21 protein-coding genes and 2 tRNA genes are annotated in these 17,647 nt (G+C 40.8%); 9 read left to right on the top strand and 14 right to left on the bottom strand.

Annotated features, from left to right (window positions below; all coding sequences use genetic code 11):
• Positions 1–150 precede the first annotated feature (150 nt).
• Positions 151–1,644 carry a BCCT family transporter gene (locus L1272_RS11635; RefSeq protein ID WP_235373487.1) on the top strand — a complete coding sequence of 498 codons (1,494 nt, stop codon included), beginning with the start codon at positions 151–153 and terminating at the stop codon, positions 1,642–1,644.
• A gap of 44 nt (positions 1,645–1,688) precedes the next feature.
• On the opposite strand, the gene fghA is transcribed toward L1272_RS11635, so the two are convergent.
• Together fghA and L1272_RS11625 are read right to left on the bottom strand one after the other, a co-directional pair.
• The gene (gene fghA, locus L1272_RS11630) at positions 1,689–2,525 is read right to left on the bottom strand and encodes an S-formylglutathione hydrolase (RefSeq protein ID WP_235373485.1); all 837 of its coding nucleotides are present in this window, start codon (positions 2,523–2,525) and stop codon (positions 1,689–1,691) included.
• Between the two features lie 54 nt (positions 2,526–2,579).
• The gene (locus L1272_RS11625; protein WP_235373483.1) at positions 2,580–3,701 is read right to left on the bottom strand and encodes an S-(hydroxymethyl)glutathione dehydrogenase/class III alcohol dehydrogenase; all 1,122 of its coding nucleotides are present in this window, start codon (positions 3,699–3,701) and stop codon (positions 2,580–2,582) included.
• A 110-nt stretch (positions 3,702–3,811) separates the two neighbouring features.
• Between L1272_RS11625 and L1272_RS11620 the strand changes: the two genes are divergently transcribed.
• The 6 genes from L1272_RS11620 (at position 3,812) to L1272_RS11595 (ending at position 9,025) form a co-directional block, all read left to right on the top strand.
• Positions 3,812–4,693, top strand: coding sequence for a LysR family transcriptional regulator (locus L1272_RS11620; protein WP_235373481.1), 882 nt, complete (start codon positions 3,812–3,814; stop codon positions 4,691–4,693).
• 89 nt (positions 4,694–4,782) lie between these two features.
• Positions 4,783–6,000 carry a lipoprotein-releasing ABC transporter permease subunit gene (locus tag L1272_RS11615; RefSeq protein WP_138600616.1) on the top strand — a complete coding sequence of 406 codons (1,218 nt, stop codon included), beginning with the start codon at positions 4,783–4,785 and terminating at the stop codon, positions 5,998–6,000.
• Positions 5,993–6,691, top strand: coding sequence for a lipoprotein-releasing ABC transporter ATP-binding protein LolD (lolD, locus tag L1272_RS11610; protein ID WP_194441533.1), 699 nt, complete (start codon positions 5,993–5,995; stop codon positions 6,689–6,691). The genes L1272_RS11615 and lolD overlap by 8 nt, the downstream gene beginning before the upstream one ends.
• Positions 6,681–7,925, top strand: a complete 1,245-nt coding sequence (locus L1272_RS11605) for a lipoprotein-releasing ABC transporter permease subunit (protein ID WP_054561608.1) — start codon at positions 6,681–6,683, stop codon at positions 7,923–7,925. Before lolD ends, L1272_RS11605 begins: the two co-directional genes overlap by 11 nt.
• A gap of 9 nt (positions 7,926–7,934) precedes the next feature.
• The gene (locus L1272_RS11600) at positions 7,935–8,465 is read left to right on the top strand and encodes a DUF924 family protein (protein ID WP_235373480.1); all 531 of its coding nucleotides are present in this window, start codon (positions 7,935–7,937) and stop codon (positions 8,463–8,465) included.
• Between the two features lie 113 nt (positions 8,466–8,578).
• Positions 8,579–9,025, top strand: a complete 447-nt coding sequence (locus L1272_RS11595) for a DUF4826 family protein (protein ID WP_054551411.1) — start codon at positions 8,579–8,581, stop codon at positions 9,023–9,025.
• Between the two features lie 68 nt (positions 9,026–9,093).
• Here L1272_RS11595 and L1272_RS11590 read toward each other — a convergent pair whose 3' ends face one another.
• From L1272_RS11590 to L1272_RS11535, 12 genes are all read right to left on the bottom strand, one after another.
• Positions 9,094–9,552: a GNAT family N-acetyltransferase gene (locus tag L1272_RS11590; RefSeq protein WP_138615853.1), complete on the bottom strand. Its 459-nt coding sequence runs from the start codon at positions 9,550–9,552 to the stop codon at positions 9,094–9,096.
• A 12-nt stretch (positions 9,553–9,564) separates the two neighbouring features.
• Entirely contained in the window at positions 9,565–10,710 is a 1,146-nt protein-coding gene (locus L1272_RS11585) for a cupin domain-containing protein (protein WP_235373478.1), read from the bottom strand.
• A gap of 73 nt (positions 10,711–10,783) precedes the next feature.
• Positions 10,784–12,154 carry an adenylosuccinate lyase gene (gene purB, locus L1272_RS11580; RefSeq protein ID WP_166340281.1) on the bottom strand — a complete coding sequence of 457 codons (1,371 nt, stop codon included), beginning with the start codon at positions 12,152–12,154 and terminating at the stop codon, positions 10,784–10,786.
• A gap of 33 nt (positions 12,155–12,187) precedes the next feature.
• On the bottom strand, positions 12,188–12,790 hold the full coding sequence (hflD, locus tag L1272_RS11575; protein ID WP_054561602.1) for a high frequency lysogenization protein HflD: 603 nt from the start codon (positions 12,788–12,790) through the stop codon (positions 12,188–12,190).
• A complete protein-coding gene (mnmA, locus tag L1272_RS11570; RefSeq protein ID WP_054551934.1) occupies positions 12,790–13,890 on the bottom strand; it encodes a tRNA 2-thiouridine(34) synthase MnmA in 1,101 nt (366 codons plus the stop codon). The genes hflD and mnmA overlap by 1 nt, the downstream gene beginning before the upstream one ends.
• 87 nt (positions 13,891–13,977) lie before the next feature.
• Entirely contained in the window at positions 13,978–14,412 is a 435-nt protein-coding gene (locus tag L1272_RS11565) for an NUDIX hydrolase (protein WP_235373477.1), read from the bottom strand.
• Complete coding sequence (locus L1272_RS11560) at positions 14,405–15,052, bottom strand: rRNA large subunit pseudouridine synthase E (RefSeq protein ID WP_235373475.1); 648 nt, start codon at positions 15,050–15,052, stop codon at positions 14,405–14,407. Before L1272_RS11560 ends, L1272_RS11565 begins: the two co-directional genes overlap by 8 nt.
• A complete protein-coding gene (locus tag L1272_RS11555) occupies positions 15,052–15,381 on the bottom strand; it encodes a TusE/DsrC/DsvC family sulfur relay protein (RefSeq protein ID WP_054551404.1) in 330 nt (109 codons plus the stop codon). The genes L1272_RS11560 and L1272_RS11555 overlap by 1 nt, the downstream gene beginning before the upstream one ends.
• A gap of 3 nt (positions 15,382–15,384) precedes the next feature.
• Entirely contained in the window at positions 15,385–15,651 is a 267-nt protein-coding gene (locus L1272_RS11550) for a DsrH/TusB family sulfur metabolism protein (RefSeq protein WP_054551403.1), read from the bottom strand.
• On the bottom strand, positions 15,648–16,004 hold the full coding sequence (tusC, locus tag L1272_RS11545; RefSeq protein WP_138600636.1) for a sulfurtransferase complex subunit TusC: 357 nt from the start codon (positions 16,002–16,004) through the stop codon (positions 15,648–15,650). Before tusC ends, L1272_RS11550 begins: the two co-directional genes overlap by 4 nt.
• A complete protein-coding gene (tusD, locus tag L1272_RS11540; protein WP_235373474.1) occupies positions 16,001–16,354 on the bottom strand; it encodes a sulfurtransferase complex subunit TusD in 354 nt (117 codons plus the stop codon). The genes tusC and tusD overlap by 4 nt, the downstream gene beginning before the upstream one ends.
• 55 nt (positions 16,355–16,409) lie before the next feature.
• The gene (locus tag L1272_RS11535; RefSeq protein WP_054551400.1) at positions 16,410–17,075 is read right to left on the bottom strand and encodes a Bax inhibitor-1/YccA family protein; all 666 of its coding nucleotides are present in this window, start codon (positions 17,073–17,075) and stop codon (positions 16,410–16,412) included.
• Between the two features lie 259 nt (positions 17,076–17,334).
• Here L1272_RS11535 and L1272_RS11530 point away from each other — a divergent pair.
• Together L1272_RS11530 and L1272_RS11525 are read left to right on the top strand one after the other, a co-directional pair.
• Positions 17,335–17,425: transfer RNA gene (locus L1272_RS11530), tRNA-Ser, on the top strand.
• A 41-nt stretch (positions 17,426–17,466) separates the two neighbouring features.
• Positions 17,467–17,557: transfer RNA gene (locus tag L1272_RS11525), tRNA-Ser, on the top strand.
• Positions 17,558–17,647: the final 90 nt, after the last annotated feature.

Raw genomic sequence — 17,647 nt, 5'->3', positions numbered from 1 at the left:
ACTAGGGACATGTAGCCGGGTTTTTAAAAGCATGCCTTGCTATAATTTGCGATTTTTACGCAGTGCTATGTCATTTTTTCAGCCTTTTGGCTGTTTGAATTTCAGCCATGCTAACAGTATGCTAAACACGCTGACAAAATAGGCTTCACATTGAAACATTCCATCTCCTCTCTTGAAAAAACCGCGCTTGCACTGTGTATGTTTGGTGCACTGATTGCTGTGATTTTGCCTGATGTTATCACTGAGCAAGTTCAGCCGTTTGTACAAATGATTTTAAAATGGACTGGTAGTAGTTTTTTCTTATTGGTGAATTTTTTATTGTTTGCCATCATAATTTTAGCTATTAGCCCACTTGGTAGCCGTAAAGTGGGAGGCGAGCAAGCTGTTGTCGAGTATTCAAATTTTGGCTGGTTTGCCATGTTGTTTGCAGCAGGAATGGGCTCTGGCTTGGTTTTTTGGGGCGTAGCAGAGCCTGCATTACATTCTCTCGACCCTCCACTTAAACAAAGCTTATACCCAGATAGACTGGCCAGTAGCCTTGCTTTAACCTTGGTTAATTGGGGCGCTCATGCTTGGGCGCTTTATGCGGTGTTTGCCTTAGTGCTTGGTGGATTAACGCAATACAGTGGTAAGTCAGGTGATATTTGTGCCCCTGTTTTAACGGCGCTTGGTAATCAGATAGATAAATCTGCAAAATTTACTGTGTCGTTTGTTGTGAAACTCATTGCGATAATTGCTATTTTTTTTGGGGTCGTCGGCACCATAGCTAATTCAACTTTATTGATTAGTAAAGGCGTAGAAATTGAGTTGGGGGTTACTTCAACTTTATTAGTAGGTTCATTAATCGTTTGTTTGTTAGCCGTTATTTATTCGCTGTCGGTTAAATTTGGATTACGTCGCGGTGTACAGTCACTGAGTATATTTAACGTACTCCTAGCATTTAGTCTGCTTGTTTGGTTGCTAATAGTGGTGCCAATTGAGCCTATTATAAAGATTGCATTTGATGGAACTGGCTACTATTTACAGTTGCTTGCAACCGGCACTTGGCAATTTGATAGCCAGTTAAAAACGCCTGACTGGGCCACTCATTGGACATATAATTATTACTTTTGGTGGTTAGCGTGGGGGCCATTTGTTGGTGTGTTTCTAGCCAAAATTAGTCAGGGGCGCAAGGTTTGGCAATTTATTTTGGCGGTTGTGTGTATTCCAACTTTAGTCACTATAATTTGGTTTGCGACCTTTTCGGGGGCAGCAATTGAATGGGATAGACTCAATCAAGCAGGTATTTTAGTCGCAATAAAACAAGATTACAGCCAAGGCTTATTTGTATTTTTTAATCAACTAGACTGGCAAGGAACCGTGTTTATTTGGGCCAGCTTATTATTACTGTTGATATTTGTTGCCACATCCGCTGACTCTGCAATATTAGTCATAAGAGAACTGGTTAGCTCTGAGCAAAATAACCGCGTAACCCTCTATGCATGGTGTTTAGCATTATTCCTATGCAGCTTTGCATTATTAATGTTACAAGATGAGCCGTTAAATCGTAGCGTTGCAATTTTAGGCGCTTTACCTTTCTTATTAATATTTCTATTGCAGTTGGTTGGGTTTTTAAAAGAGTTTATTCGCGATATTTGTGATTAAAACTTATTTGTGCAGAGATAAAATCTCTACACAAATAGGTAGTATTATAGATACTTTTGATGAAACATTAGGTGTTCATCAATAAAGCTGCTGATAAAAAAGTAACTATGATCATAACCCGCGTGCATGTTAATTTCGGCTGGGTAATCTTTCTCGTTTACGACAGCAAATAAGTGCTCGGTTTTGAGTTGCTCAGCTAAGAAATTATCGGCCTCACCTTGATCAATACGCATGGGTAAATAATCATCAGTGACGGCACTTTTCATTAATTCATAGCTGTCGTATGCAAGCCAACTTGCTTTATCACTACCTAGGTAATTACTGAACGCTTTTTCACCCCAAGGGCAATTAATCGGGTTCACAATCGGGCTAAAAGCACTGGCGCTGACGTATTGTTTAGGGTTTTTAAGTGCAATCATCAATGCGCCGTGACCACCCATAGAATGACCGGCGATGGCTTTTTTAGTCGTCACAGGGAAGTGCGCTTCGATAAGTGCAGGTAACTCAGAAACAACATAGTCGTACATGTTGTAGTGCACATTGTAAGGCGCTTGAGTCGCATTGACATAAAAACCAGCACCTTGACCAAAATCGTAATTGTCATCGTCAGGCACATTTTCACCGCGCGGGCTAGTATCTGGAGCGACAATCGCAATACCTAGTTCAGCCGCTTTTTTAAATGCTCCGGCTTTTTGCATAAAATTTTCATCAGTACAAGTTAAGCCTGACAACCAATACATCACCGGTACTTTATTCGTTTCGCTGGCACCGGGCGGTAAAAAAATCGCAAAGCGCATAGCACAATGCGTGCTGCTCGATTGGTGGGTATATTGTTTATGCCAGCCACCGCTGACTTTTGTTGAGCTTATGTTTTCTAGCATAACCATATCCTTGAAACAAAAGCGCTAGGTATCAACCTAGCGCCAAATAAAAGATTAATAATGAATAACTGAGCGGATGCTCTTACCTTCGTGCATTAAGTCGAAAGCGTCATTGATATCTTCAAGTTTCATGGTGTGTGTGATGAAATCATTTAAAGCAAACTCACCGTTCATATAACGCTCAACAATCTCAGGTAGTTCTGAGCGACCTTTAACGCCACCAAATGCACTACCGCGCCATACACGGCCTGTTACTAGTTGGAATGGACGTGTTGAGATCTCTTGGCCTGCACCTGCAACACCAATGATTACCGATTCACCCCAACCTTTGTGACAACACTCAAGAGCAGAGCGCATTACATTAACATTACCGATACATTCAAATGAGAAATCAACACCGCCGTCAGTCATTTCAACGATAACTTCTTGGATTGGTTTGTCGAAGTCATTTGGATTGACTAAATCAGTTGCACCTAGTTTAGTCGCAAGATCAAACTTACTGGTGTTGATATCAACACCAATGATACGGCCAGCGCCTGCCATTTTCGCACCGATAATCGCCGATAAACCGATACCACCTAAGCCAAAAATAGCCACTGTATCGCCTTTTTGAACTTTTGCTGTTTTAGTAACAGCACCCATGCCGGTTGTTACACCACAACCAAGTAAACAAATTTCTTCAAGAGGCGCTTCTTTGCTTACTTTAGCAAGTGAAATCTCTGGTAATACAGTGTACTCAGAGAAGGTAGAGCAACCCATGTAGTGATAAATTGGTTGACCATCTTTATAGAAACGGGTTGTGCCATCAGGCATTAAACCTTTACCTTGCGTTTCACGTACCGCAGAGCATAAATTTGTTTTGCCCGATTTACACATTTTACACTCGCCACATTCAGCAGTGTAAAGAGGAATAACATGATCGCCTACTTCAACATGTGTTACACCTTCACCTACGGCTTCAACAATACCGCCACCTTCATGGCCAAGGATTGCTGGGAAAATACCTTCAGGGTCTTCACCAGATAAAGTAAATGCATCGGTATGACAAACACCTGTAGCAACAATCTTTACAAGCACTTCGCCTTTTTTAGGCATCATTACATCCACTTCTTCAATTGATAGTGGTTGATTTGGACCCCAAGCGATAGCCGCTTTTGATTTGATAAAATCAGTCATAACGTTCCCTTATAGTTGTTGGAAGTAAGTATTAAACTTAGTCCATTTTATTTGTTTCTCAATGAATGATAATCTTCGTTTTATTAAAACACTTTTACAGTATGGTAATAATGAATCGTTGGCACGGAATTGATGAGTTTTTAGCGGTAGCAGAAACAGGCAGTTTTACAAAAGCAAGTAAGCTATTGGGTATGTCAGTGGCTCATGTAAGCCGCTATGTGAGCCAATTAGAAGAGCGATTGAACACCCAATTGCTAACCCGAACCACTCGTAAAGTGGTGCTAACGCAAGAGGGGCAGGTATTTGCGCATCAAACAAAACAATTACAACATGCCATGGATGATGCTACGGCATTACTTGCAGAGCAGCAATTGACACCTAAAGGCAGTATAAAACTAACAGCTCCTGTGATGTACGGTGAAAGTTTTATCATGCCTGCGGTACATTCGTTTATGCAAAAGCACCCAGATATTGAAGTGATCAGCCATTTAAGTAATGAGCAAGTTAATCTATTAGAAGATGGGTATGATCTGGCTATTCGCCTTGGTCATTTAAAAGATTCATCTTTAAAAGCACGGCTCATCAGTCAGCGCAGGCTTGTTATTTGTTGTAGCCCTGAATATATCAATAAATTCGGCCAACCACACAGTGTCAGTGAATTACATCAGCACAATTGCCTTATCGGTAATAACAGTTACTGGCGGGTAAAAGAGCAGGGCCAAGATAAGCACATCAAAGTGGCTGGGCGTTTAGCCTGTAACAGTGGTTGGGCATTGGTTGACGCTGCTATCAAAGGGTTAGGCATCGTGCAATTACCAGATTACTATGTCAATGAACACTTAGCCGATGGCAGGTTGACTGCTGTTCTTTCGAATGTTGCACCTGAACCTGAAGGGGTGTGGGGGGTGTATCCACCAAGGCAGTTTATTGCAACCAATGTAAAAGCATTACTTGACCATTTGGTTGCTACTGTTCAAGTATCAGATTTATAATTATTTTTTACAATTTCGCGCATCCCATGCTAGCTAAATCTATGCTAACATGAGCGCATATTTAGCCCTTGGAATACCCATAATTTATTATGTTTCAACCTGTTAGCCTTTTTATAGGGCTGAGATATAGTCGCTCCTCAAAGGGCAATGCCTTTATCTCATTTATTTCATTTTTCTCTATCGCGGGCATTGCTATTGGTTTAATGGCCTTGTTTACAGTTAGTTCAGTAATGAATGGCTTTGAAAATAACCTTAAAACCAACATGCTAGGTTTAATTCCTCATATTGAAGTATCAGCCGAAGATAATTCGAAAGAAACCATGCTGCAGTTAAAGCAGCAACTAGCAAATTCTCAAGATGTTAAACAAGTTAACCTATACCGCCATGGCGAAGCCATTTTACAAACTAACCAAGATTTGCACGGCGTATTGTTACAAGGCCTTTATGATGAAGGAAGCTCCATCTATAACGTAAAAGATAAAATTGTTGCCGGCAATTGGTCACAAGTCATGGACAGCAACTACCATATTGCGATTAGCCGCTACTTGAGTCGAAAATTGGGTATTTCGCTTGGGGATAAAGTACGGGTGATCATGCCTAATGCCAGTTCATATACTCCCCTTGGTCGAGTACCTAGTCAGCGCTTGTTTACCGTTGCTGCACTTTATGAAACACAGTCAGAAATTGATATGTCATTGGCATTTACCAGTGGCTATTCGTTAGGCAGAGTTTTGAAACTAGCTAAATCAGCAGCACCTAACTTGAGTGTATCGCTGTATGAACCATTTGCTGTTGAGCAAGTATTACAATCTCAGTTAGCTATTTTAAACGATTACAAAGTGACTGATTGGCGAGCTAGCCAAGGGACACTATTTGCCGCTGTGGCAATGGAAAAGCGTATTATGTCGATGTTACTTGGCTTAATCGTGCTCGTGGCAGTGTTTAATATCGTGTCGGCATTAACCATGATGGTGAGCGAAAAACAAAGTGAAGTCGCTATTTTACAAACACTGGGTTTAACTCCGTTACAAGTGCAGCACGTGTTTATGATCCAAGGCTTATATAATGGCCTTATCGGTACCAGTATTGGTGCGTTACTTGGTGTGCTATTGAGTAGCAACATTAATGAATTATTGAATATGTTAGGCATCAATTTACTAGCGGGCGTGAGTTTACCCGTTAAATTTGATGTGATGAGTTTGAGTTTTATTGCCGCAGGGAGTATTGCGATGAGCTTTTTAGCTACCTTGTATCCTGCCAGAAAAGCTGCAAAAGTGAATCCAGCAGAGGTATTACGTTATGAATGATTTAGTTATCAATTGTCAGCAGCTAAATAAAGTCTATCAAGATGGCGATAACGAGGTTGCGGTATTAAAAGGGGTTGATTTAGCTCTTAAACAAGGCGAAATGTTAGCCATTGTAGGGAGCTCAGGCTCAGGAAAAAGTACTTTACTGCATATATTGGGTACCTTAGATAACGAAAGCTCAGGCAAGGTTGAAATTAAAGGCCAGCAAGTTTCTAAATTAAACCGTAAACAACAAGCCAGTTTCAGAAATGAAAATTTAGGTTTCATTTATCAATTCCATCATCTATTAATGGAATTTACTGCCATCGAAAATGTTGCAATGCCATTATTAATTAAAGGCTTAAGCGCAAAAGCGGCAACCGAAAAAGCCCGTAACATGCTAGATAAAGTAGGGTTATCTCATCGTAGCGAACATAAACCATCGGCGTTATCAGGTGGTGAGAGGCAGCGGGTTGCAATCGCACGTGCATTAGTTACTGAGCCTGCTTTAGTGCTAGCCGATGAACCTACGGGTAACCTAGATAAACAAAACGCAATTAAGATTTACGATTTAATTAAAGAATTAAATACTAGCTTAAAAACCAGTTTTGTTGTGGTAACCCATGATTTAGAACTTGCAGATAAACTAGGCAAAATTGCCTATTTAGATGATGGTAAGCTTGCAATTAAAGAGTCTCAGCATGTTGCTTAGTGCCTTTATTTCAAAACGCTTTCGTGCCCATAGTGGCCAAAAAGACGGACAAAACGGTTTTGTTAGCTTTATCGCTAAAGCATCGACAATCGGCATACTTTTAGGAGTCGCCGTGTTAATTGTTGCTTTGTCAGTGATTAATGGCTTTGAGCAGCAATTAGTACATCGACTTTTATCGGTAGTTCCGCAGGTTGAATATGTTGCCCCTAACAAACCAATCAATAACTGGCAGTCAAAAGTTGCTCTACTACGCTCTCAAGCCGGTGTAACAGGTGCTGCGCCGTTTATTAGTGTCAACGGTATGGCGCAATATAAAAGTGAGTTAAAAGCAGTTGAAGTGCGTGGTGTTAGCCCTGAATTTGAAAACCAAGTGTCGGCGTTAAACCAATTTACAGAAGGGCGCTTAGTTAGTCAGTTACAACAAGAAGATGTACTGTTAGGGCAGCAAATAGTCAACCGATTAGGTCTTAAAATTGGCGACCCAGTTACCTTATTAATCCCACAGATAAACCAGCAAAGTAACACTTTATTGGCGCCAAAACGTGTGAGCTTGAATCTTGCGGGTATTATAAAAATGGGTGGCCCAATTGATGAAACGGCGGCTTTCATTCGCCTTGATAAAGCGCAAAGTGTGTTGAGTTTTGAGCAAAACCAAGTAACCGGTTTACGTCTACAAGTAGCTGATGTGTTCGCAGCCCATCAAACGGCGATGCGTGTGGGGCAAGTTATTCCTGATTATGTCTATGTCTCGAGTTGGTTTAGAACCCAGGGTAGCTTATATCAAGATATTCAAATGGTTCGCACGATTGTGTATATCGTGGTGTTTTTAATAATTGCTGTAGCGAGTTTTAATATTGTTTCGTCTTTAGTGATGGAAGTACGTGAAAAACAGGCAAACATCGCAATTTTAAAAACCATGGGCGCACAAGATAGCACCATTTTAGCAACCTTCGTAATGCAAGGCTTTACACAAGCTTTAATCGGTGTGATCTTAGGCACAGTTATCGGTGTGATGCTTGCGTTAAACATCAGTGAACTGTTCACTTGGGCAAGTAACTTATTTGGCGATAACCCATTACAAGGGGTTTATTTTATTGAGTTTTTACCCAGTAAATTAGTTTGGCAAGATATTGTTATAACGGTGATTGTTACTTTTGTTCTCGCTATTTTGGCAACCTTATATCCTGCGTGGCAAGCAACCCGAGTTGACCCTGCAAAAGTTCTTGGTAATTAAGGAGTGTTTATGGATAAGCAAAGGATTATCGATTTTTGGTTTGATGAATTAGGCCCAGAAGCTTGGTATCAGCAATCAGATGAAGTGGATGCCTTAATTACACGTGAGTTTTCAGAATGCCTTTTAAAGGTTATCGCTGGCGAGCATGCTGATTGGCGAGTTGATGCTCTAGGTTCTTTAGCTGAAATTATCGTGTTAGATCAGTTTTCGCGCAATATTTATCGTAATACGGTGAAAGCGTTTAGCCAAGATCCACAAGCACTAAGCTTAGCGCAAAGAGCAGTTGAACTTGGCTTTGATAAAAAATTACCTAGCTCTCAAGCTGCGTTTATTTACATGCCGTTTATGCACAGTGAATCTAAAATCATTCACCAGCAGGCTGAGCAATTGTTTAAAGGCATGAGTAATTATGAATTTGAACTAAAGCACAAAGTGATTATTGATAGGTTTGGTCGCTACCCACATCGCAATAAGATTTTAGGTCGCGAATCAACTCCTGAAGAACTGCAATTTTTAACTGAGCCTAACTCTTCTTTCTAGGTTGATTGAATAGTACGCAAGTAAATTTAAATGCTCTTTGATTGCCTGTAAACACTTGCACAGCGCCATTTTAAACCTTAAAGTGTCAGAAATGTTGTAAAAGAGTAACCACCATGGAACAAAAACAAGCAAGACCATTAACACCAGAAGAACAAGCTGAAGCGCAAAAACAAAGTGTTATTTGGCAAAGAGAATGTTTCGAAAATGCACAAAAGCATTTAGCTGAAAAAGGCGTTATTCCGCAAACTGTTGTAGAAAAAGAAAGCCGTTTTATTGCGCCATTAGTAGCTATTTGGAAATTTAAAGCACAAAACGGTAAGAGCTATTGGGTGATCACAGGTCGTTTACCAACCGATCACGCTGAAGCAAGTGCAGCAAACAATGCACGTGAAGTATTACGTTATTTCTCAATGCAGTGGCAAATGAAGGCTGATCAGCTAATGCAATCAGGTGCGGTAGATAAAACCAAAGCTGATTTTGCTAATCTGTTAATCAACCGTGCCCATGGCTTATATGAGTTATTTGAAAAAGAAGAAATGTGGCAAAACGAGCCAGCATAACTAACTCTGCATACCTTCTAAGAAAAAAGCTGAATAATGTTATTCAGCTTTTTTGTTTTACATGTACCTTAATGCACCAAAGTGAATGGCCGCGTATCAAATTGCTTAATTGGGCAGAGCATTCGTTGCCTTGGAATACCAGCTTCCATAAACACTAAACCATCAGCCGAAAAACCATTTTGTTTGAATCTATCTACTTCATTCAATATGCAATTAATGCTGACACAATCACAGCCTTGCTTTTCAGCCAAATTAACTAAGTAATTCAATAATGATTTATAAACCGAACGATTACGGTGTTCTGGTAAAACTGCAATACGGCCGATAAGGCCATCATTACATAAACGCCCAGTAGCAACTGGGCGTTTACCTTCATCTGTAACGAGCACGTGATGTGCTATTTTATCTAGATGGTCAAACTCAATGTGTCTTGGGATATGTAGTTCATATACAAATACCCGCTCTCGGATTTGTTGTAAGAGTTCCTTGTCGATACTCCATTCAACTTCATCTATTTGATAGCCCATAAACACACACTCCTAACAAAACCAAATACCCTCATTTAAAAGTGTAGTAAAGGTTTTCAAGAAAATGTGATTATTTTTTGAACTATTTATGTCAGCAGCGGTCACCCATGTCTGATCGGTGAGCTTTGTTATTAATTCAAGGTCAGTTAAATCATGCATGTAATTAACACCATTAATACTTAAAAGTATTTTATCGTCAATTACTTGATAGATAGCGCGGGTACCACCTAAACGCTCAAAAACAACGTCTTCATCATTGAGTAAGTCATTTACGTCATCTAAAGTATATGGCTCTTCTAAAGGCGCTAAATCCATGTCATGCTTTGGCTGACTCATACTGTTACCAAGCCAAGTCTTGAATACTGCGTCATCATTAATTGCAGCAATCATAAGTTGCTTTACTTTTTCTGCTTCAGTTTGGTTAAGCTCACCTTTAGATGAGCGCAACTTAAGCTCTGCATCACCGTATCGTTGATTACCAAGCTCAGTATCGATAAGGTGATCGGCAAATTGTGATAATAAATCGCGTTGATTTGGCGCTCTAAAACCTACAGAGTAATTAAGTGCATTTTCAACTGCGTAACCTTCATGTGGGCAACCTGGTGGAATATAGAGAATATCTCCCGGCTTTAACACACAGTCGATCACGGCAGGGAATTGCTCAACTTGTAACAGGCTCTTATTTTGTGCAAATTGCTTTAAGTTCGCATCAGGTAAACCAACGCGCCAATGGCGTTTACCTTCACCTTGAATAATAAATACGTCGTATTGATCTAAATGCGGGCCCACGCCACCACCTGGGGTAGAGTAGCTGATCATCAAGTCATCGATACGCCAGTTGGGAATAAAGCGAAATGGCTCCAATAGTTGCGCTGCATCGCTATGCCAATGGTCAACTGCTTGCACCAGTAATGTTGAGTGCTTTTCAGTTAGCAAGCTAAAGTCTTCAAAAGGACCATGGTATGCTTGCCAATCATCTGAGTGATTGGTCACAATACGTGATTCAATGCTTTCTTCCATGGCAAGACCGGCCAATTCTTCGGGCTCGATCGGATCTGCAAAATCCTTGAAGCCTTGCTTTATAAGTAATGGTTTTTTCTGCCAATACTCAGCTAAAAATTGCTCTTGGGTTAATGAATTGATGGTTAATTGATACATAACATGACCTAAGCGAATTGATATAAAAAAAGCGAAAGGAAGGCCTTTCGCTTTTTTAAGTCTTAATTTGAATTTAAGCTAAGTTGTCGATGAACTCAACAGCACGACCAATGTAATTAGCCGGAGTTAATTTTTTCATTTCTACTTTTGCTTCTTCAGGTAACTCAAGACCATCGATGAAATCAGCCATGATTTCTTGGTTTACGCGCTTACCACGAGTAAGGTCTTTAAGTTTTTCATATGGCTTTTCGATACCATATTTACGCATAACCGTTTGGATTGGCTCTGCTAGTAATTCCCAGTTTTGGTCTAGTTCTGCTAATAAACGCTCTTCGTTTACTTCAAGCTTGCTAACACCTTTTAATGTCGCTTGGTAAGCGATAAGTGTGTAGCCCATACCAACACCTAGGTTACGTAACACTGTTGAGTCAGTTAAGTCACGTTGCCAGCGAGAAACAGGTAGTTTTTGCGCAAGGTGAGTAAAGATAGCGTTAGCAATACCTAAGTTACCTTCAGAGTTTTCAAAATCAATCGGGTTTACTTTGTGAGGCATAGTTGATGAACCAATCTCACCTGCGATTGTTTTTTGTTTGAAGTGGTTAAGTGCAATGTAACCCCAAACGTCACGGTCAAAATCAAGTAATACAGTGTTGAAACGTGCAACTGCATCGAATAACTCAGCAATGTAATCGTGTGGCTCGATTTGTGTTGTAAACGGGTTGAACGTGAGACCTAGGCTCGTTACGAACTGCTCAGCGTGGTTGTGCCAATCGTAATCTGGGTATGCACTCAGGTGAGCGTTGTAGTTACCTACAGCACCGTTGATTTTACCTAACATTTCTACGTTAGCAATTTGGTCACGTTGACGCTTTAAGCGCATGTAGACGTTTGCAAACTCTTTACCCATTGTCGAAGGGGTAGCTGGTTGACCGTGGGTACGTGTCATCATCGCAACTGACTTGTACTCAACTGCTTTTTCTTTTAATGCATTTAGAAGTTGGTCACAGTATGGAAGTAATACTTTGTCACGCGCTTCAGTCAGCATTAAACCGTGAGACAGGTTATTGATGTCTTCTGAAGTACATGCAAAGTGAATGAATTCGTTAACTGCGTTAAGCTCTGCGTTATCAGCTACTTTTTCTTTAAGTAGGTATTCAACTGCTTTTACGTCATGATTAGTTGTGCGCTCGATCTCTTTAACGCGTGCTGCATCCGCTTCGCTAAAGTTATCAACAATGGCATTAAGTAAAGCATTAGCCTCGTCGCTAAAAGCCGGTACTTCTTTGATTGCGCTAGCTGCAGATAAAGCTTGTAACCAACGAACTTCAACAGTTACACGGTATTTGATTAAACCAAATTCGCTGAAAATGCTGCGTAGTTCCGTGGTCTTGCTGCCATAGCGACCATCTACCGGAGAGATAGCGGTTAACGCTGAAAGCTCCATAATGACTCCTAAATTGTCTAGTTTGAACGATAATTAAATTGATTGTTTAGCAATGGCGAGGATTTTTCTTTTTGCAAAGAAAAAGTGACGGCGTTTACCGCCCATTTGTCGCCATAACACGGCACTACGAATTCCGGCCAATAATAGGGCACGAATTTTGTTTTGCGTGAGCTGCTGTTTTAATAACTCTGGCTTGCCATACACTTGAATACGATGCCCAAGGGGGCTTAGCACCGATGAGTAAATATCAGCAAGCGCTGCTACTACAGTATCATCTGTGATAGCAAAATGGTCGAGGCGACGTTTAACATCATCAATGCGACGACCTAATTCATTTAAACTGTTTTGTTTTGAACTTAATGCACGTTCTAATTGCATTAAACCACCCACATATTTTACGATTTCGACGTCTTTGTCGGCGCCAGCCGAAAGCTGTGCAATCAAAATGCGATAGCCTTCACGTAAATTATGCTTACCCTGATACACGTCTTCAGGGCTATTTGGTGATGTTTCAACAATACAGTTTAGTAATTTTTCTAATTCGTGATCACTGCCTTGGCCATATTGCGCAACTTTTTGTACTTGTTTAGCAACTTGACACATGGCAGCTAAAGCCATGACTTGGTGCTCTGTCATTATTTGATCACCGAATCAATAATACCACCACCTAAACAGACTTCGTCAGCGTAAAATACGGCTGATTGGCCCGGTGTCACTGCCTTTTGTGGCTCATCAAATAGTACGCGCGCCATACCATCTTCACCAACAAGTAAAGTACAGCTGATATCTTCTTGGCGATAGCGGGTTTTAACAGTACAGCGTGTGGTCCCTTTCGGACCTTCGCGGTCAACCCAGTGCAGCTGGTTTGCATTTAAACCATTGCTGTACAGGCGAGGGTGGTCTTTACCTTGACCAACCACTAATACGTTACGATCAACGTCTTTATCAACTACATACCAAGGTTCACCCGAACCTTCTTTCATGCCGCCAATTAATAGACCTTTACGTTGACCAAGTGTGTGGTACATCAAGCCTTCGTGCTCACCCACTTCGTTGCCATCGGTATCTTCAATTTTACCTGGCTGTGCTGGTAAGAATTTTTGTAAGAAGTCTTTAAATTTACGCTCACCAATAAAACAAATACCAGTACTGTCTTTTTTATCGTGCGTAATTAAATCTTGCTCTTCAGCGATGCGGCGTACTTCAGGCTTAGCAATATCGCCAACAGGGAAAAGTGTTTGCGCAATATGCTCATGGCTTAAAGTGTATAAGAAATAGCTTTGATCTTTGTTGTCATCGAGGCCACGACACATTACAAATTTATCACCACGTTTTTCGCGGCGAACATAGTGGCCAGTCGCGATGTAATCAGCCCCAAGTGCTTGTGCTGCAAATTCTAGAAATGCTTTGAATTTAATTTCTTTATTACACATGATGTCTGGGTTTGGCGTACGGCCTGCTTTGTACTCTGCTAAAAAGTACTCAAACACGTTGTCCCAGTATTCGGCTGCAAAATTTACAGTGTGAAGCTCAATCCCTAGCTTGTCGCACACAGCTTGTGCGTCTTTTAGGTCTTCAGCTGCAGCGCAATATTCATCATTATCGTCTTCTTCCCAGTTTTTCATGAACAGGCCTTCAACTTGATAGCCTTGTTGCTTTAATAAATACGCTGATACAGAAGAATCAACACCGCCGGACATACCCACGATGACTTTAATGTGACTATTTTCGCTCATAATATTCGCTGTCATTTTTTAACTGCTATGGAAAGGCCGGTATTATAGCATGCTTTTAGACACCCAAACCAGCCAAAATCACAGCGCTTATTGGTAAATCAAACTAAGTGGGTAGGCTTTACCAGCTAAATGATCTTCAATGCATTTTAAAACCAGAGAGCTTCTAAGTGGCAGGCTTTTAATTTGCTCAAGGCTAAACCAATCTGCGCTGAGAATGTCATCATCTTTGGGAGATGGTTTAAACAGCTCTGGGCTATTAAAAGCAAAGCTAAAACGCATATAGTGAATGCCATTCGCGGCGTGTAAATTATAGATACCAACCAGGTGACTAGCATTTAGACTAATCCCTGTTTCTTCTATAAGTTCGCGATGAGCTGCTTCAGCTAAGGTTTCATTGGCTTCCAAATGGCCGGCAGGCTGGTTATAGCAAATATCACCTGTGTGTTTATCACGCTCTTTAACAAGTAAAAATTTGTCTTGGCATGTGACGATGGCGGCCACTGTGACATTGGGTTTATGCATCTGGGTTGTTCACTACTTTAAACTGACCACTGTCTAAGCCATCAAGGGTATAGTTACCAATGCTGTAACGAATTAATCGCAAAGTAGGGAAGCCAACATGCGCTGTCATACGGCGAACTTGGCGATTACGCCCCTCAGTGATAGAGATTTCTAACCAGCTGGTTGGAATGTTTTTACGCTCGCGAACGGGCGGGGTACGCGGCCAAATTGATGGCTCGTCAATACGTCTAACCTTGGCTGGCTTGGTCATGCCATCTTTAAGCTCTACGCCTTTGTTAAGCGCAAAGATTGCCTCATCAGTCACATCACCTTCTACTTGCACCCAATAAGTTTTAGCTGTTTTTTTATTGGGTTCAGTGAGTGTGTGTTGTAATTTACCGCAGTTGGTAAGTAGCAACAGTCCTTCGCTATCTCTGTCTAGGCGTCCTGCTGCATACACGTCTTTAATAGTAATAAAGTCGGCAAGCGTTTTGCGGTTTTGGTCATCGGTAAATTGGCAAAGCACATCAAATGGTTTGTTAAATAGCACCACTTTGCGCTGCTCAGGGCTAATTGCTTTTTTAACTTGGCGTTTTTGAGTCGGCCTTGAATAAGTTCGACCGCTGCTGCGACGTGATTTGCTATTGGCTTTATTAACCATTAAATACACCTAGCCGGTTTAGGTAAACCTGCAATTTTAGTCGCTTGCTTAGCGGGGCCTTTAGGGAATAGTTTATACAAGTACATGCTATTTCCTTTTTCTTCACCTAGCTTTTGGGCCATTGCTTTGACCAGCATGCGTATTGCAGGGCTGGTGTTGTACTCTACGTAAAAATCACGCACAAAATGCACAACTTCCCAGTGCTGCTCACTTAAGGTAATGTTCTCTTGCTCTGCAATAATGGGTGCAAGCTCTTCACACCAATCATTTGAATCAAGTAAATAGCCTTGTTTGTCGGTTTCAATCTGTTTGTCATTAAATTCAAGCATGGTTTACCAAGTAATTGTGTTTTTTGCGTTTAAAGTCATTTCTACAAGCTGTGTATAGTTTATTGCGATATCGCCTTGATTGAATGAAATATCACGAGCTGCAGCATCTTCTTCAAGTAAATGAATTGCTGAAGAGAACTGTTTAAACTGCATGTTGTTATAACAAGCATCACTAACAAGTAGCACTGTATCTTCTGAAGAAATTAAATTGGCCAACATATTATTGCAGTAGTGCGATAAAGGTTTTGAAAAAATATGCAAGGTACTCATAGTGTCACCACCTGATGTTGCTGGCTAATTAATTCACGCTGTTGCTCAAAGTTAGCTACTTTAACATCAATAATTAAGCTTTCTTGTGTGAGGTTAAAATCCATCAACGACTTTTCACATACATATATATTTTCAACATCGTATAATTCAAGCGTTTTAATGGTTTTAAAATAGTTTTTAATGCCAAGTTGCTCTGGCTGCTGGTTTTTCTTCAAAGCTAAAACAGCTTCACCACTGAGTAGCCAACTAATGTTTTGTTCAATAGCAGCAAAAATTAGTGTGGTGTCGAGTGATTCACGAATATGTTGATCATCAAATGGGCCATGCTGGCTGATCACTAAAATGTTTTTCATTTAAATTGCACCCATTTATCCGCTTCACTGACAAGCATCGCAAATTCTGCAAGCCCAGCGACGGTAAACACGCTTGTGTTATCGATATCTAAGCCTCGTTTTTCAGCAGCAGTGACACATAGCAGTAGGGGGACCTCTTTCTCACTCAACGACTGCCACAAACGATTAATTGGCAGCTCGTCACTGGCAAGTTCTAAATGGTTACTTGCGTGGTAAACACCTGCTTGATAAAGAAAGATAGCTGCAATTGAGTGACCAGAGTCAAGACAGGCCTGTGCAAATTTAATTAGCCGTTGAGTTGTGTCGTGATCGGTCGGCGCGGTATGAAGAGAAAGTACAAATTGTGCCAAAACGCATCCAATAAAAAAGCCCCTAGAAAGGGGCTATTTTAGCAGAACTATTTAATTAGTCATCACTTGCACCAAGTAGGTGAAGAAGAGACGTAAATAAATTATATACGTTCAGGTATAAAGCAACAGTTGCGCGGATGTAGTTGGTCTCACCGCCATTAATAATACGGCTAGTGTCAAATAAGATTAAACCAGACATAATAAGTACAACTGCAGCATTGATAACCATAAAGGTGATTGAGCTGCCGATGAATAAGTTAACTAGGCTTGCAATAATCACTACGATTAAACCCACAGTTAAAAAGCCACCCATAAATGAGAAGTCTTTTTTCGTGGTAAGTGCATAAGCAGACAAACCAAAGAAGATTAACGCAGTAGAGCCTAACGCTTGCATAATGAGCATAGGGCCATTTGGCATTGCAGCATAGTAGTTAAGCATTGGACCGAGTCCTGCGCCCATCAAACCTGTGAATACAAACACCCAAGCAACACCTGATGCACTGTCTGCCTTTTTGTGAACAACAAAAAGCACACCAAGTGAAATCAAGCTAAAAACTATCCCCATAAAATAAGGTAGATTCATTGCCATTGAGATACCTGCTGTCACTGCGCTAAATGCCAGTGTCATGGCAAGTAAGAAATAAGTATTTTTTAAAACTTTATTGGTTTCAATAGTCGACATTACTGGTCTTGCAGTATTGTACGATTGATTAAACGCCATTGTTAGAGCTCCTTTAAATGAACTTATACGTTCGTTAGTTCCAATTATTAAACTGAACTAAGCCTATCAAGAGTTATATATTTGGGCAAACTATTGTGGATCAATAGACAAGATAAATAATTGAAAAGTTCAATGTTGCGCACAATCTAAACATTGTTGTACTAATGCTGAGCAAATTAATTGTTTTTTAATCACTTAAACAGTTTTTTTGAAAAAAAGCTTCACAAACACGGCTGCCTTATCTATTATGCACGCCGTCGGAGAGATGGCAGAGTGGTCGAATGCACCGGTCTTGAAAACCGGCAGGGGTTTGTAGCCCCTCTAGGGTTCAAATCCCTATCTCTCCACCATTATTTTTACTACTGGCGTAAGCGGGTAGGTTTTCGCATTCGGAGAGATGGCAGAGTGGTCGAATGCACCGGTCTTGAAAACCGGCAGGGGTTTGTAGCCCCTCTAGGGTTCAAATCCCTATCTCTCCACCATCATTGAAGCCGCTGAATTTATTCAGCGGCTTTTTTGTTTCTTGTGCTTTTCATTTGTTCTGCAAATTACGACTATTGTCGATATTTCGC

The organism is Pseudoalteromonas sp. PAST1, assembly GCF_021532515.1.
Taxonomy (GTDB): domain Bacteria; phylum Pseudomonadota; class Gammaproteobacteria; order Enterobacterales; family Alteromonadaceae; genus Pseudoalteromonas; species Pseudoalteromonas simplex.
This window is presented reverse-complemented; position numbering and strand designations above follow the sequence as displayed.

Excerpts from the sequence above, each read along its gene's own strand:
- lolD (WP_194441533.1), top strand. The coding sequence starts at position 5,993 with ATGAATGATTTAGTTATCAATTGTCAGCAGCTAAATAAAGTCTATCAA.
- L1272_RS11585 (WP_235373478.1), bottom strand. The coding sequence starts at position 10,710 with ATGTATCAATTAACCATCAATTCATTAACCCAAGAGCAATTTTTAGCT.
- L1272_RS11560 (WP_235373475.1), bottom strand. The coding sequence starts at position 15,052 with ATGGTTAATAAAGCCAATAGCAAATCACGTCGCAGCAGCGGTCGAACT.
- L1272_RS11595 (WP_054551411.1), top strand. The coding sequence starts at position 8,579 with ATGGAACAAAAACAAGCAAGACCATTAACACCAGAAGAACAAGCTGAA.
- L1272_RS11615 (WP_138600616.1), top strand. The coding sequence starts at position 4,783 with ATGTTTCAACCTGTTAGCCTTTTTATAGGGCTGAGATATAGTCGCTCC.
- L1272_RS11535 (WP_054551400.1), bottom strand. The coding sequence starts at position 17,075 with ATGGCGTTTAATCAATCGTACAATACTGCAAGACCAGTAATGTCGACT.
- L1272_RS11550 (WP_054551403.1), bottom strand. The coding sequence starts at position 15,651 with ATGAGTACCTTGCATATTTTTTCAAAACCTTTATCGCACTACTGCAAT.
- purB (WP_166340281.1), bottom strand. The coding sequence starts at position 12,154 with ATGGAGCTTTCAGCGTTAACCGCTATCTCTCCGGTAGATGGTCGCTAT.
- fghA (WP_235373485.1), bottom strand. The coding sequence starts at position 2,525 with ATGCTAGAAAACATAAGCTCAACAAAAGTCAGCGGTGGCTGGCATAAA.
- L1272_RS11555 (WP_054551404.1), bottom strand. The coding sequence starts at position 15,381 with ATGCTTGAATTTAATGACAAACAGATTGAAACCGACAAACAAGGCTAT.
- mnmA (WP_054551934.1), bottom strand. The coding sequence starts at position 13,890 with ATGAGCGAAAATAGTCACATTAAAGTCATCGTGGGTATGTCCGGCGGT.
- L1272_RS11565 (WP_235373477.1), bottom strand. The coding sequence starts at position 14,412 with ATGCATAAACCCAATGTCACAGTGGCCGCCATCGTCACATGCCAAGAC.
- L1272_RS11590 (WP_138615853.1), bottom strand. The coding sequence starts at position 9,552 with ATGGGCTATCAAATAGATGAAGTTGAATGGAGTATCGACAAGGAACTC.
- L1272_RS11620 (WP_235373481.1), top strand. The coding sequence starts at position 3,812 with ATGAATCGTTGGCACGGAATTGATGAGTTTTTAGCGGTAGCAGAAACA.
- L1272_RS11600 (WP_235373480.1), top strand. The coding sequence starts at position 7,935 with ATGGATAAGCAAAGGATTATCGATTTTTGGTTTGATGAATTAGGCCCA.
- tusC (WP_138600636.1), bottom strand. The coding sequence starts at position 16,004 with ATGAAAAACATTTTAGTGATCAGCCAGCATGGCCCATTTGATGATCAA.
- L1272_RS11605 (WP_054561608.1), top strand. The coding sequence starts at position 6,681 with ATGTTGCTTAGTGCCTTTATTTCAAAACGCTTTCGTGCCCATAGTGGC.
- L1272_RS11625 (WP_235373483.1), bottom strand. The coding sequence starts at position 3,701 with ATGACTGATTTTATCAAATCAAAAGCGGCTATCGCTTGGGGTCCAAAT.
- hflD (WP_054561602.1), bottom strand. The coding sequence starts at position 12,790 with ATGACAGAGCACCAAGTCATGGCTTTAGCTGCCATGTGTCAAGTTGCT.